Genomic DNA, 14,422 nt, shown 5'->3' on the forward strand with positions numbered 1-14,422 from the left:
TACAACATTGATTGATTTAGAACGATATCTATTAGTTTTCCTAAGAGTGTTTTTTATTTAGAACTGCCAACGGACATTAACCAAAAGACGTTAATCTCCTCATGGCCGTTGAATAAAAAGACATTCACCGTTTTTATGCTTGGCGACAATAGCGCTGTGGTACCACCTGATCCCATGCCGAACTCAGAAGTGAAACGCAGCTGCGCCGATGATAGTGTGGGGTCTCCCCATGCGAAAGTAGGTCATCGCCAAGCGCCTAATTCAAAACCCCAGTCCAATGACTGGGGTTTTAATATTTATAACGCTATAAATATAAGATTTTTTCTGATAATAATAGCGCTGTGGTACCACCTGATCCCATGCCGAACTCAGAAGTGAAACGCAGCTGCGCCGATGATAGTGTGGGGTCTCCCCATGCGAAAGTAGGTCATTATCAGATCCCCATTTGCTGATATGGCTCAGTTGGTAGAGCGCACCCTTGGTAAGGGTGAGGTCGGCGGTTCAAATCCGCCTATCAGCACCATTCCCCTGTTCCATATCTTCAAAATTTTACTTCAAACATTCCACATAAAGTATTAACCACTATTCAACTTTATTAGCTTTCTTAATTTATCTCCCAAAACTTAGTTTTAATTTCTAATTTATTAATATTCTTAAATTCGCATAATAATGGCAATCTCGATTATTTAACAGTTTGCTGCTTTAACTTGCGGTTTACCTGTGACTCTGGGTAATATATTACCCATAAGTATTCATTACAGGAATAAAGCAATGAGCAACGATAAACAAACAATTAACAGTGCTGACATTATTAAACTAGCCAATGCACAGTTACCAGAGCATGAAGATTTTATCGAAGGCATTAAGGTAGAAGCTGTGTCAGAACAACATGGTGTGATCACCTTTAAAGGGGAATCCTTTTTAGATGACGAGGGTCTACCAACAGCAAAAAGTATGACTGCATTCAACCTATACAAATGGCTCTGCCACCATTTCTCAAATAAATACACGTTAGTTGATTGAGAGCGTAATAACAAAATACTCCATTCTTCTTATCTTATGTGTCTACTTTTAGCAAAAAAATAAAGTAGGCAAATAAAAAGAACTAATCACAGAAATTTTCGCCATGAACTATTTGACAGGATAAGGCCGTGGAGCAGATCTTTGTTTTTGCCTTTTTAAGATTAATGAGGGCAGCGATTATTGCTAATCCTCATTATTCTATTTTAAATATTTCTATTTAAATGCTCTGTGTTAGTGCTTAGTGGGATTGGTGCCATTGCGTACTAAATCTTGGCCTGTTTGAAAAACCTCTTCTGTAACCCAGCGTGAAAGCAGTAATTGATGCTTATCATCTAATACTGCGACGAAGCGGCGTCCATCTTTATTGTTTGTTGCTAATGCTACACCTTCGATGTTCGTAATACCTAGTCCACCGTTTTCAACAAGTTTTAAAAAATTTTCTAACTCTGTTAACGTTGAAATTATCTCTGCATTGTTATTCATAGTGCTTTTCCTATTGTTATTCTTTTTGTTGCCAAATAAATTATTGTTGGAATGTTACGGTGTTTATTTTTTTAAGGCAATCTTTGGCTCAGAGAAGGGGCTTCTCTGCTATATAACTATTGATAATAATGCCAGGTTATAAAGTGAAATCTGCTTCATCCTTTTAGCTCTCTCAGGTTTTATAATTACTAAGCGAATTCTTTACACTGGGGATTACTTACACCTTAAGTTTAATTATGTCAGTTCTGTTGTGCTTATATCTGTAGCACTTTTGCGATCAGAAATAGGTTGATGTGTCTTGGTAATCTGTCATTATTTAAGCTGTTAATTTTTAAACTGCTAATTTTTTGATTTGCTAACTATTATGTGAATCTAAGAAACGATTTGAAACTATTAATCATTAAAATAATGAGCGTCAACTTGAACCTATTATCTTCGTTATCTCTTCCAATATCATGAGTCAGCCTTTAACGCGACAAGCCTTTTTAGTGTTTTTTTCTGCGGTCTTTTTACCGATGTTTTTGGCTGCCGTTGATCAAACTATTTTGGCAACAGCGACACCTAGTATTGTCGGTGATCTTGGTCAGCTTCATTTATCTTCATGGATAGCAATTGGCTATCTACTTGCTACCGTAGCATCTGTTCCAATATATGGCTGGTTAGGAGACCGTTACGGGCGTCGTAATGTATTAGTCTGGGCGTTGGGTATCTTTTGTATTGGTTCGGTCGTTGGTGGGTTGGCTGAAAACATGTCGCATATGATCATCGGCCGTATTATTCAAGGTCTCGGTGGCGGTGGCTTGATGAGTCTTTCTCAAGCGCTGATCGGTGAACTCATTCCACCCAGACAGCGTGCTAAATACCAGGGTTATTTTGCCTCTATGTTTGCTTGTGCAAGTATTGGCGGACCGGTGATAGGTGGTTTAGTGGTCACCCATTATTCTTGGCATTGGTTATTTTGGGCGAACATTCCATTAGCTGCGATTGCCGCTTGGCGTTTAATGCGTTTAACATCTAAAGTGGATTTAGCACATCGCCATCGACCTATCGATTGGGTTGGGCTGATGACTTTTCCCATTTTATGTTGTTTATTTCTTTATTGGGTCTCGGTTGCAGGTCAAAATTTTGAATGGTTATCTTTGAACAGTGCTTATTACCTTGTCCTCATTTTATTATTAGCGGTGGTTTTTTATCGCAATCAAGTTCGCCATTCGACGCCATTTTTACCCAATGAGCTACTTAAAAATCGCGCTATCTATATTCCGTTAATCACTTCGATGTTGTTTGCTGCTTGTATGTTTGCATTGATTTTTTTCTTACCTATTTATTTACAGTTAGGTTTAAAGACTAATGCTGCTACTTCGGGATTATTGTTATTACCGTTAACTGTTGGGCAAATTTCTGGCGCGTTGATCAGTGGACGCGTGATGGCTAAAACGGGCGTGCCTAAATATATTCCGGTAGTGGGAATGAGCTTATCAACGGCTGGTTTTATTGCATTGGGAAGTATACCGCCTGAGCCTATGTTGATAGCAATATTAGGTATGTTTTGTGGGATTGGCTTTGGCACTGTTATGCCTACTACTCAATTAGTGATTCAAACTGTTGCTGGTAAAGCTAATATAGGCTCAGTGACTGCATTAGCGTCTTTGTCGCGTAATTTAGGTGCTGCGGTAGGTACTGCTTTGTTTGGTGTTTTGATTTATACCTTGCTTCCAGAGTTTGATCATAATACCAGTATTGAGATGTTACGTAGTGGCCCACAGGAACCGATTATTAATGCATTTCAAACGGCTTTTTATGTTGCAGCTGTGATCACTACTTTGGCTGCGCTTAATGCTGCTCGTGCGCCTTTAATTTTACTCGCTAACGAATAAACATATGGAGTTCACTCAAAGCATTCAAGCAGCCTAAGGTTAATCAAAGGTAACTTGGTTTTTGCCGTTACCTTTGGAAACATACAAAAAGTTATCGATTCTTTTGAAGATTGAATCTTTATTATCTTGCTCTTTAATTTCAGTTAAACCGATGCTAAGCGTGACATTAGCCTTGTCTTGATAAGTCAGGCTTTCATTTATTATGATCCTGATTTTTTCAATCACGATTTTACTTTCTATCAAGGTTGTATTTGGGAAGATCACAATAAACTCTTCACCACCTATTCTAAAAAGCATATCGTCATTTCTAATGCTGCACCTTAGCGTTTTGGTGATCGCTTTTAATACGCCATCTCCAAAGCTATGACCGTAAGTATCGTTTATCTCTTTAAAGTCGTCGGCATCAAAAATAGCTATGGAGAATGTTGTGCCATACCTTTTATATAAAGAGACTAATTCTTCAATTTTTTCATCGTAAGCTTTCCTATTTTTAACTTCGGTTAAGGGGTCGATATAGGATAGTTCTTTATTGATTCTAATTTGGTCATTTAACCTCGTTAACATACTGTTATAGCTATCGATTAGAATGCTGATATCTTTAATTGCCGATGTTTCATTTTCAATCATCTGATTGGTTTGAATCACCTTGGTGATAGAGGTGATTTTTGATGTTATTTCTCTCTCTTTAAACCACTCACAGAAAATTAACACCAGTAATACTAAAATAGTAATGAATAAAAAGGTACTCAGGTTATCGTTTAAATTTTTATCTAAAGGCTCCATAGGAAAAGACGTTTTGATAAATAATAAGGTGCCACTTTCATTGCCAAATAGTGAACTAGTCGCTGAGTAAAAGTTCATTGTATTTTCTGTTTTATCTACAAAACTTAGCAATTCTTCATTCAATGGTATGATTTTTTGTAAGGCTTTATTTAAGCTGATGTCTCTGGTATCGACCTTGGCAAGATCAGCTAATCGTTGATCTTTTAGGGGAATGTTGATGTCTAATAAAAACTCATTGGTGATCTTTTTGCAATATTCATTATGCTCAAACTTAGAACTGAAATCTGTCGATTTTACGTTAATATCTTGAATAAAAAATTCAGTGGCTAGGTATAAATTAGTTTTGCTTGCGTCAGAGGTAAGGTAATGTAATTGCTTGTTTATTTCATTACTATAATCCAATGAAAAACCTATTTGAAGAATATATTTTCCATCATCGGATAATTTAATAAGGTATCTTTTGAGTCTTGAATCCATGTCGAGTTTAGGCGATGAGATATCAATGTTAATGGTTTTATTGAATATATCGTCAAATAGACTTTTGACGCTTTTGAATTGCCCCAGATTAAGCCCTATTTCTTTTTCATAAGAGGCTTTTTCAATAATGTACTCTTTATTGATCATGAATATTTCATACTGACCAAAATCTACATTTTTGTTTAATTCTCTTTCAATTTTTTTGAGGTCAAAGTCTTCTTTCTGGTTTTTATATAATTCGAATAATTGATCTAGTTTTGCAAGGTTTTCTGCTTCTGATTGAATGAATTGATACTCTAGCTTATCGAAGATTAATCTAAACTTTTCTCTTATTTCTAATGATTTGTTGTAGCTAGTATTTTTGAAGTTTGCAGAGGTGTTTTCATTAGATGAAGTATATTGGTAATAGAGACCAGAAAATATAACGATGAAAAGGCTGACGAAGACAAATACGTTAAAAGATTTTAAGCTAGTTTTGTTCCGGGTAGGGTCATATATCGGCATAATATTTCAAAATATTTGTCATTTTCATGATGATTTCACTTTATTGTATATTAATAAATGATATTACATGATTAGTTAACAAAATAAAGTAATTCACTATGAAATAGGTTACTAAGTAAACGCTTATGCCATTCTGCTTCTGACCACGCTAATTAGCTGGCTTTAAAGGTTTTTAAAAATAACGACTTACTCTTTTTTATTCGCATTAATTTCTGTATCTTAGCTGTCCATATTAATGCACATCTAGAGTTCTTCATGAATCAATCCGTATCAACCCTAAAATCACGTCTTAATGCTTTTGGCCCCGGTATATTAATGGCTACTGCTGCCATTGGTGGCTCTCATCTCGTTGCTTCTACACAAGCTGGTGCTATTTTTGGTTGGCAATTGTTATGGTTAATTGTTGCCGTTAACGTCCTTAAATATCCTTTCTTCCGGTTTGGTGTTGAATATACATTGGCCACAGGCAAAAGCTTAATTGAAGGTTATCAAAGTCGAGGCCCATGGTTTTTCTATAGCTTCATCGTACTCAATATAATCGCCGCGATAGTTAATACGGCAGGGGTGATTTTATTAACCGCTAGCCTGTTGCATTATGCCTTGCCCGTTAGTGTTTCTATTACTTTATTATGTTGGTTAATTTTAGCAGTCTGTTTAGTTATTTTATTACTTGGGCACTTTAAAGCGCTAGATAATGTCGCCAAAGTGATTATGGTGATCCTCACGATTACCACTGTGATTGCTTTTATTATTGCCTTTAATAATGGTGCGATGGCACCTGCTGATTATGTTGGCCCATCTCCCTATGAATTAGTCATGTTAAGTTTTATGGTTGCGTTAATGGGGTGGATGCCAGCACCTATTGAAGTTTCTGCATTAAGCTCTTTATGGTTAAAGGAAAAGCAAACGCAACAGGTGATCAGTAGAGAGCAAGGTTTACTCGACTTTAATGTAGGCTATTGGCTAACGGCTGGACTCGCGTTAGTCTTTTTTGGGTTAGGCGTATTAGTTCAATACGGACAAAGTAGTACGGTTGTATTAGGTGGTGTTGCATTTGCGAAACAACTTATTGATATGTATGCCATGACCATCGGTGAATGGGCACGTCCTTTAGTGTCCATTATTGCTTTCCTGTGTTTATTTGGTACGACCTTAACGGTACTTGATGGTTATGCTCGAACGCTTAATGAATCTCATAAGTTGTTAGGTTTTAAGCAATCTAAGCATAGTTTGAATATTTGGTTATTATTGCAATCTTTTACAGGGATGGCGGTTATTTTATTCTTTAAATCATCGTTAGCGCCAATGCTAACCTTTGCTATGACACTGGCTTTTGTGACGACCCCTGTATTTGCTTGGCTTAATTTTAAGTTGGTTCGTTCTGAAGAAAGTATCAAACATGGTCCATTATTACGAAGCTTAAGTTGGTTAGGTTTATTGTATCTGGTTGGCTTTGCTGCCACCTTTGTTATCTGGAAAATGTTGTAACTTAATCTATTTTACTGGGCATTGGTTAGCGGGCATTGGTTAGTGGGTATTGCCTAGTGACTAGTGCTTAGGGAATTAAAAAAAGCTTGAAAGCAGACGTTTTCAAGCTTTTTGTTTGGCTCTTTTTACAGGCTAAAAATTGCCTGTTAAAGATTGGTTAGTCGTACACACTTTAATCTTGTTTAACTGTATTATTTTATTGTAGGTGTTAAATCAATATTATAAACCGCAAATCCTAGTTCATCGCTATCTGCTCGTTTGGTTAATGAACGTTGTCCGTAGGTTGCAATAAAACTATCTGCTGTTTCACTATTTTGTGTTTCAAAACGAACATCTAATATCACTGAGGTATCAATATCTAGAAAATCCCAGTTATTATCTGCAGAAGGATTAACAGTTCCGTTAGCCTCTGTTTCAGAAGTTATGTAAGCCGCCAACACATCACGGTTAGTATCTGGTTGCTCCATCACCACATAATTACTACCTGTACCTGCAAACTTGCCGCCGAATGCCCGATAATTATTGGTCGCAATAATAAATTCTTGGGCTGCTAACTCGTCGCCTGTGATTTCATTATCTTGATCATCGGTATAGGTTAAATCAACAATACGTTGAGCATTAGGGTTAATAACGGCACAGTCACCATCAAATTTGCTGGCTTGAGTAACATCGACTTTGTAAGTGACTCCATCAATGACATCAAAGTTATAAGTGCGGTGATCTTGCCAATTAATTAAGTATTGAGGTTCGGTACTATTTTTATCAATTTGATTAAACTGATTAACACTACACTCTAGCCAATCTTGTAATTGTGCGCCTGTCACTTTAAGTGCAACGACTGTATTTGGATAAAGGTATAAATCGGCTGCATTTTTGTAAGTTAGGTCGCCGCTCGGTACTTGAACATAAGAATCAGCATCTGAACCTGCACTATGTCGGCCACCTGCTTTAAAGGGAGCAGCAGCAGACAACACTGGTAATCCTTTGAGTGATTGGTTATCCGATGCTGCTACTTGATCTTTAACATATTGCATCTGTGCATTAGAAACAATCTGAACCGTTGGGTCGTCTTGTACCAAGGTTAAGTAACTGTACATATCACTATCAGCTTTACCGATTGGGGCATTTACAAAGTCTAAGGTTGCAGCGTGTTCGATAGCAACTGCATCTTGTATATCTTTATCTGCATCAACCACGGGTACGTTAATGTTTTCTTGATTGCGTGCATAGATTTGGCGTGACTCAGATGTGGCACTTTTTATCGTCCATTTTTGGTTGCTGTATGTTAAATCGAAATCGATAACGCCTAGGTTATCGCCCCATCGTCCAGGCATTACCGCAGGAATACCGTTAATTAATCCTTTTTCTATATCAACATTTGGGATATCGGCAAACTGTGCACTTGGGAAAACAGAATGGCTGTGGCCAAACATGATGGCGTCGATACCGTCAACGGTTGTTAACGCATAGGTGGCATTTTCTGCATTAACGTCGCTAGGGTTCTCACTTGATCCAATACCAGAGTGAGGAATTGCGATAATAATATCTGCGCCTGCCGCTTGCATTTCAGGGATAAATTTCTCAGCGGTTTCGACGATACCTTTAACGGTAACTTTTCCATCAAGATTTTGTTTATCCCACTGCAGGATTTGTGGTGGAACAAAACCAATATAACCAATATTAATACTACGTTCTTCACCATTGTTATCAGTTATTAGCGTTTTTTTAATTAAGTAAGGTGTGAATAAATTATCGCCTGCTTCTTTGTCATTCCAACAGTCTGCTTGACAGTAAACATTGGCGTTTATATAAGGGAAATTTGCACCGTTAATTGCTTTTTCAAGAAAACTTAGTCCGTAGTTGAATTCATGATTACCTATGTTGCCGACTTCGTAATCTAACAAATTCATCGCTTTATGCGTTGGATGAGTGGTGAACTCATTACCATCATTGAATTCACTTGCGATGTAGTCACCCATTGGACTGCCCTGTAATAAATCTCCGTTATCAACAAGTAACGTATTATCAACCTCTGATCTAGCAATCTTGATCAAACTTGCTGTACGCGCAAGACCGATTGTGATGTCCATTTTTGTTTGGTAATAATCATAATCCATCACATTGGCATGAATATCTGATGTCTCAAGTACACGTAACTGGGCTGAAAAGGTGTCGTCAGTATCGTTAGAGTTACAGCCTTGAAGACCGATTGCTGATGAAATTAACATGGCAAGAAGTGTTTTATTCAAAATATTGTTCCCTTATATTTATATTTAAGATCCGTTTTCAAAAAGTGGTTTAGCTTCAAGTCTGAGCTATCATTCTTCCAATTTTAATTGGCGATATGCATCACTACCGTTACAGGCTAAGGCGATATTATTAATCACGTTAGTTACACTTTTATGTTGGTGCTTATTTAGCCTAAGTAATCAAGACAACCTAAAGTGTGAGCTAGTTAATAGTAACGATGATTATTATTCTGAGGGTATTGTTAATTAACAAAATATGTTGTTTTTAGTGGTTAATTTATTTTTAAGGTTATGATTTTAAGGTATTTTATTTTTATTGAAATTGATGGCTGGAGCTTATTAGCATATTTTTTTGAAGGCTTTAAAAGCATTACTTAATTGTATTATTTAACGTCTTTAGGCATTGGATAATGAATGAAAATAAGGAGTAGAAAGGGTCAATAAATATTTTTAATTTACTTTTTTGAGCATTGTAAATACTAAGGGAGTTAGATATTAGAGGGCTATTTCTGCTTTGAGCTTTAGGTCATTAAAGTATGATATAATAGCTGTTTTAAATAACACTTTTTAAGTCAGCATGAACATTTTATTTTTTGTGTTTTTTATTAAAGCTTAGATTTAAATATTAAAAATTATTTTCAAGGATCTGATCTTTACAATATGAAATTATGACCGTATATGATGAGAATACTCATTTAGGGTGTGTAATTTTTGACGTTAATAATAGCTATTTATACTCACTTTTACTCTACATTCGGCTGATTTTTTGTGTGAAATTAGTTCCTTTTTATTGTATTTCCGCTTTATTTATTACCTCTCTGCTTCATTCATCACCTTAATTAAGTGCCTTTCTATTTGCCTTCTTACTCTTCCTTTTGATCATATAAAGGACATTTTTTATGTTTTAGTGCCATTTGTTTGTATAAACTTGGATCATTTGCACATTCGTCAAAACCGGTTTTGTAAATGTTCAATAACGAGACTTAGCTCAAATAATAACCACTGCCACCTAAGGTAGACTAAAAAACAAGCAATAAAATAACTTAACGAAATCACTTATCTACATTACTTAATAATAAGCAGCCATCAGGTATTGGTTATGAGGCTATCTAGCTGATTGATATTGATATCACGCTATTATCAAATAAGGAAATAACGATGAAACTCAAGACTTTGACTATTTTTTTTGCCGCCGCAGGCCTACCATTTTCTAGTTTAGTAAATGCGACTACTGTTGAATATTGGACGGTACAAACACAATCTGACCGTATTCAGACTATTCAAATCATGGCGGATGTATTCGCGGCATTAAATCCCGGTATCGATGTGAAAGTGATTGCTGTTGATGAAAACGATATGCCAAAGCAAATCGCTGCAGCAGCTGCTGCTAATACGCTGCCAGATATGATTGAAGTGGGATCAGACCTTTCACTCGCTTTTGCAGAAGAGGGCATTATTGATACAAAATCGAGTACAGAAGTGATTCAAAAGCTGGGTAAAGAGCGTTTTTATTCTGGTGCGCTGAAGTTAGTTGAAAGTGCCGAACTTAATGAATACGTTTCAGTTCCCTATAGTGGCTGGGTGCAAGGTATTTGGTATCGTGCCGATTGGTTTAAAGAGGCTGGGTTAGCGCCGCCAACTACCTGGGAATCGATAGAAGCTGCTGCAAAGTATTTTTATAAACCAACAGAAAATCAATACGGTATTTTGATTGGCACTAAAGCAGATAATTATGCTGAGCAATGTTATACACAATTTGCATTGTCTAATGATGCTGGGCAGTTTAACAAAGACGGTGAGCTTGTTTTTAACTCGAAAGCACAAAAAGAAGTGTTAGATTTTTATAAAAACCTATCGCAATACAATCCTCCTGGTCCACAAAGTTGGAGAGCACGTGATTATTATTTACAAGGTAAGTTAGCGATGTTCTTTTACTCATCTTATATTTTAGATGATATCGCACTGGCTGAAGCGGCTGCTAGTTCGTTAAGTTCTGAAAACTTTAAAGACCTTAAAGGTGCCGCTTTTGATCCTGATTTGGCCAAAAATACGCGCTTAGCAACCACCATTACCAAAACATCACCCTCATCATTTGGCACTTTGGTTGGGTTGAGTGTAATGAAAAATGACAATAAAGAGGAAGTTGAAGCGACTAAAGCGTTTATTGAATATATGAATGAAAAAGACCAAGTGGTTGCTTATTCGCATATGGCCGTTGGTGGTCACTTACCTATGCTACGTGACATTGCGGAAACAGATGAATTTCTAAATGATCCAAAAGGTATTTTTGCGCAATATGGTAAAGAGTCAATTAAAGAGATTGTCGCTGGTTTCGATAGCATTAGAAACTTCTCCGTCGTAGAGGGCAAAACCTTCCCTAAATCTGGTGAAATATTTGCCAAACAAATTATTCCTCGCATGATTTACCGTGCAACTATCGAAGATGAAAATACACAAACTTCATTAGATTGGGCTGAAAAACAGATGCAGCAGATTGTTTCTGAGTAATTTATTTACTCGCGCTTGTTACTCTTAAATGTATTTATCAATGATCAATATGGGGTATCTAAACCTCATATTGATAAGGGAAAATGATGACGCCATTAGAACGAGCTGAAGCTAAGTTTGGTTGGAAGTTGGTTGCGCCGACTATTCTGATCCTTGGTCTATTGATTCTTTATCCTCTGATGTATAACGTTTATTTGAGCTTTTTTGATGTTCAGTTAAATGGATATAAAACATTTGTTGGTTTTGAAAACTACATGAAATTGCTGTCAAACACCGATTATTATTCGGCAATTGGCACAACCAGTTTATATTTATTGGGTACTGTAGTAGGGACCACGCTATTAGGTTTAGCGATGGCACTGCTATTGAAGGAGCCCTTTAAAGGTCGTGGTTTGGTTAATGCGGCCATTATGTTGCCCTATGTTGCACCTGTTATTTCAGTGGTGTTTGGTTGGCAGTTTTTGTTTGATCCGATTTCGGGCGTTGTAAATTATCTGTTTGTGGATGTATTGGGTGTATGGAGTGAACGTACCAATTTAATTGGCAACCCTGACTCTGCATTATGGGTGGTTGTGCTATTTGATATTTGGAAGCATGCACCCATTGCCTATTTGCTTATATTATCAAAACTCGTTTCCATTTCAGGCGACCAATACGAAGCCGCTGCGATTGATGGCTATGGCCCAGTAGGGCGTTTCTTTCATGTGACCTTACCGGAATTGTACTTTGTATTAGCGACGGTTGTATTGCTGCGTCTTATATGGAACTTGAATCGTTTTGAAGATGTGTACCTTCTTGCTCCTAATGTGCAAACCTTGCCTATTTTTACTTATTACCAAGCCTTTACTGGCGTTATCGACCAAGGCTTAGCGGCGGCAACCTCTGTTATTCAGTTAGCCGTGTTGTCTGTATTCATTTGGTTTTATATCAAAAAAATAATGAAGTGGTGATTTAATATGATAGGAAAACGCACAATAACAGGCCGTATTGGATTTGCTTTAGCCGTATTATTATTGGTGAGTTTTAGTTTATTACCCTTTGCGCAAATTCTTTCAACGTCACTGAAACACCAGTATGACTGGGGTAATCCTTCGTTAATTCCACAAACTATTAATCTAGATGCTTATAAAGAATTGTTAGGTTTAACGGAGGCTAAAAAGGTTGAAATTCCTGCGGCTATTCAAAAGATACTGAATAATCCAAAGTTACCTCAAGATAAAAAAGATGCGATTGCCGCTAAATATATGTCTAACGACAACTTATTTCCTTTTGGAAAATATATGCTGAATAGCGTTATATTTTCTGTTGGGGCTGCAACATTTTCATTGGTTTTCTCTGTTATGGGAGCCTATTCAATCAGTCGATTGCGTTTTAAAGGACAAGTGGTAATACAGCGCTCGGTATTGTTTGTTTATATGGTTGGCGGTGTGTTATTGATGGTGCCTTTGTATCAAATGGCAATGAATATTGGATTAGCTTCTTCCTTGTGGGGGAGTGCTTTCTGTTTATTCTTAATTTACATTGTTCAAACCTTACCGGTCGGTATGTATATGTTAGGGAATTACTTTCGAGGCATTCCCTTTGCATTAGAAGAAGCAGCGATGATGGATGGTTGCTCACGCAAGGAAGCGATTATCAAAGTGGTGTTGCCTCTTTCTCTGCCTATGTTGGCCACTGTCTTTATTTACTGTTTTATTATTGGTTGGAACGAGTATTTATTTGCATCTGTCTTCCTTAAACAATATCCAGAATTTCATACGTTACCATTAGCGTTACAGGAGTTGTTTGTATCCAAAAATGCAATTTGGGATCGAATCATGGCGGCATCGATGCTGACCTTGGCTCCGATTGTAATTTGTTTCTTATTTGCATCTCGCTTTATGAAGGGCGGAAAAACAGACGGCGGGGTTAAAGGGTAATTATGGCTGCTATTACATTAAAAAATATTATTAAAAGTTACGATAAAACACAGGTTGTAAAAGGTATTGATTTAGCGATTGAAGATGGTGAGTTTGTGGTGCTGGTTGGCCCTTCTGGTTGTGGTAAGTCAACCACGTTACGAATGATTGCAGGCTTAGAGCAACCAACATCGGGCGACATTATTATTGGTGACCGTGTTGTGAATGACATTGAACCGCAGGATCGTAACATTGCGATGGTGTTTCAAAATTATGCGCTTTATCCTCATAAGTCGGTTAAGGAAAACATTGTTTTTGCACTACGTCGTTTAAAGGTTGATAACGAAGAAATTGAACGTCGTTTGAGCGAGATAAGCGAGATGTTACAACTTGAGGAACTATTAGATAGAAAGCCTGCGGATTTATCAGGTGGTCAACGTCAACGTGTTGCGATGGGACGTGCCATTATACGGGAAGCAGATGTGTTTCTGTTTGATGAGCCTTTATCTAATTTAGATTCTAAATTACGTAGTCACATGCGCACAGAGATAGGTAAAATTCATAATAAATTTGGTCGTACCAGTGTGTATGTTACCCATGATCAAGTCGAGGCAATGACCTTAGCGGATAAGGTGGTAGTGTTACACGATGGTTATATTGCTCAATCCGGCACTCCCATGGAGATTTATCTTAATCCAACCAATATATTTGTTGCACAGTTTATCGGTTCACCTTCCATGAATATTATAGAGGGAACATTGTTCAATGATTATTTGGATATTGATGGTTATCATTTACCTAGAGAGCAATTATCAAATGTAGTTTATCAAGCATCTATCCCTGATTCAGGTTTAAAGGTAAAAGTAGGTATTCGACCTGACTTTTTTAACGATAAAGCCTTCTTTTCTGAAACAGAGGCTGCGTTTAACTTTACTAATCTGACTATTGACCTCATTGAACCAATGGGGTTTGATAAAGAGATTTTATTTAATCTAGCGGGCGGCTCTGTAAAAGCAAGGTTGGATCTACGTTCTGAGATTAAACGCGGTGGTGAAATTGATTTACTCGTGGATCTTTCCCGTGTATTAATCTTTGACTATCAAACTGAGCAACGTCTTTAAATATCAGATTG

Annotated in this window: 10 protein-coding genes, 1 tRNA gene and 2 rRNA genes; 10 read left to right on the forward strand and 3 right to left on the reverse strand. The window is 37.0% G+C overall.

Annotated elements, in window-relative coordinates; genetic code table 11:
• The first annotated feature begins 138 nt into the window (after nt 1–138).
• The 4 genes from rrf (GQR44_RS12245) (at nt 139) to GQR44_RS12260 (ending at nt 1,023) form a co-directional block, all read left to right on the forward strand.
• A 5S ribosomal RNA gene (gene rrf / locus GQR44_RS12245) occupies nt 139–254 on the forward strand.
• 69 nt (nt 255–323) lie between these two features.
• A 5S ribosomal RNA gene (gene rrf, locus GQR44_RS12250) occupies nt 324–439 on the forward strand.
• Between the two features lie 8 nt (nt 440–447).
• A tRNA-Thr gene (locus GQR44_RS12255) sits at nt 448–523 on the forward strand.
• 248 nt (nt 524–771) lie between these two features.
• Nucleotides 772–1,023, forward strand: a complete 252-nt coding sequence (locus GQR44_RS12260) for a DUF2498 family protein (protein ID WP_166372060.1) — start codon at nt 772–774, stop codon at nt 1,021–1,023.
• 231 nt (nt 1,024–1,254) lie between these two features.
• On the opposite strand, the gene GQR44_RS12265 is transcribed toward GQR44_RS12260, so the two are convergent.
• A complete protein-coding gene (locus GQR44_RS12265) occupies nt 1,255–1,506 on the reverse strand; it encodes a hypothetical protein (protein ID WP_166372061.1) in 252 nt (83 codons plus the stop codon).
• 455 nt (nt 1,507–1,961) lie between these two features.
• Here GQR44_RS12265 and GQR44_RS12270 point away from each other — a divergent pair, with 455 nt between their 5' ends.
• A complete protein-coding gene (locus GQR44_RS12270; RefSeq protein ID WP_166372062.1) occupies nt 1,962–3,383 on the forward strand; it encodes an MDR family MFS transporter in 1,422 nt (473 codons plus the stop codon).
• Nucleotides 3,384–3,422: 39 nt separating this feature from the next.
• Here GQR44_RS12270 and GQR44_RS12275 read toward each other — a convergent pair whose 3' ends face one another.
• On the reverse strand, nt 3,423–5,147 hold the full coding sequence (locus GQR44_RS12275; protein WP_166372063.1) for a GGDEF domain-containing protein: 1,725 nt from the start codon (nt 5,145–5,147) through the stop codon (nt 3,423–3,425).
• A gap of 255 nt (nt 5,148–5,402) precedes the next feature.
• Between GQR44_RS12275 and GQR44_RS12280 the strand changes: the two genes are divergently transcribed.
• Nucleotides 5,403–6,635, forward strand: a complete 1,233-nt coding sequence (locus GQR44_RS12280) for a divalent metal cation transporter (protein ID WP_166372064.1) — start codon at nt 5,403–5,405, stop codon at nt 6,633–6,635.
• 191 nt (nt 6,636–6,826) lie between these two features.
• Here GQR44_RS12280 and GQR44_RS12285 read toward each other — a convergent pair whose 3' ends face one another.
• The gene (locus GQR44_RS12285; RefSeq protein ID WP_166372143.1) at nt 6,827–8,887 is read right to left on the reverse strand and encodes a bifunctional 2',3'-cyclic-nucleotide 2'-phosphodiesterase/3'-nucleotidase; all 2,061 of its coding nucleotides are present in this window, start codon (nt 8,885–8,887) and stop codon (nt 6,827–6,829) included.
• Nucleotides 8,888–10,042: 1,155 nt separating this feature from the next.
• On the opposite strand from GQR44_RS12285, the gene GQR44_RS12290 reads away from it, so the two are divergent.
• The 4 genes from GQR44_RS12290 (at nt 10,043) to ugpC (ending at nt 14,411) form a co-directional block, all read left to right on the forward strand.
• Nucleotides 10,043–11,392 carry an extracellular solute-binding protein gene (locus tag GQR44_RS12290; protein ID WP_166372065.1) on the forward strand — a complete coding sequence of 450 codons (1,350 nt, stop codon included), beginning with the start codon at nt 10,043–10,045 and terminating at the stop codon, nt 11,390–11,392.
• Between the two features lie 86 nt (nt 11,393–11,478).
• Complete coding sequence (locus GQR44_RS12295; protein ID WP_166372066.1) at nt 11,479–12,342, forward strand: sugar ABC transporter permease; 864 nt, start codon at nt 11,479–11,481, stop codon at nt 12,340–12,342.
• 6 nt (nt 12,343–12,348) lie between these two features.
• Nucleotides 12,349–13,311, forward strand: coding sequence for a carbohydrate ABC transporter permease (locus GQR44_RS12300; RefSeq protein ID WP_166372067.1), 963 nt, complete (start codon nt 12,349–12,351; stop codon nt 13,309–13,311).
• A gap of 2 nt (nt 13,312–13,313) precedes the next feature.
• On the forward strand, nt 13,314–14,411 hold the full coding sequence (gene ugpC, locus GQR44_RS12305; protein ID WP_166372068.1) for a sn-glycerol-3-phosphate ABC transporter ATP-binding protein UgpC: 1,098 nt from the start codon (nt 13,314–13,316) through the stop codon (nt 14,409–14,411).
• The last annotated feature ends 11 nt before the right edge of the window (nt 14,412–14,422 follow it).

The organism is Psychromonas sp. SA13A (assembly GCF_011378715.1).
GTDB lineage: Bacteria > Pseudomonadota > Gammaproteobacteria > Enterobacterales > Psychromonadaceae > Psychromonas.

Coding starts and splice junctions, on each gene's coding strand:
- GQR44_RS12260 (WP_166372060.1), top strand. CDS start 772: ATGAGCAACGATAAACAAACAATTAACAGTGCTGACATTATTAAACTA.
- GQR44_RS12265 (WP_166372061.1), bottom strand. CDS start 1,506: ATGAATAACAATGCAGAGATAATTTCAACGTTAACAGAGTTAGAAAAT.
- GQR44_RS12270 (WP_166372062.1), top strand. CDS start 1,962: ATGAGTCAGCCTTTAACGCGACAAGCCTTTTTAGTGTTTTTTTCTGCG.
- GQR44_RS12275 (WP_166372063.1), bottom strand. CDS start 5,147: ATGCCGATATATGACCCTACCCGGAACAAAACTAGCTTAAAATCTTTT.
- GQR44_RS12280 (WP_166372064.1), top strand. CDS start 5,403: ATGAATCAATCCGTATCAACCCTAAAATCACGTCTTAATGCTTTTGGC.
- GQR44_RS12290 (WP_166372065.1), top strand. CDS start 10,043: ATGAAACTCAAGACTTTGACTATTTTTTTTGCCGCCGCAGGCCTACCA.
- GQR44_RS12295 (WP_166372066.1), top strand. CDS start 11,479: ATGACGCCATTAGAACGAGCTGAAGCTAAGTTTGGTTGGAAGTTGGTT.
- GQR44_RS12300 (WP_166372067.1), top strand. CDS start 12,349: ATGATAGGAAAACGCACAATAACAGGCCGTATTGGATTTGCTTTAGCC.
- ugpC (WP_166372068.1), top strand. CDS start 13,314: ATGGCTGCTATTACATTAAAAAATATTATTAAAAGTTACGATAAAACA.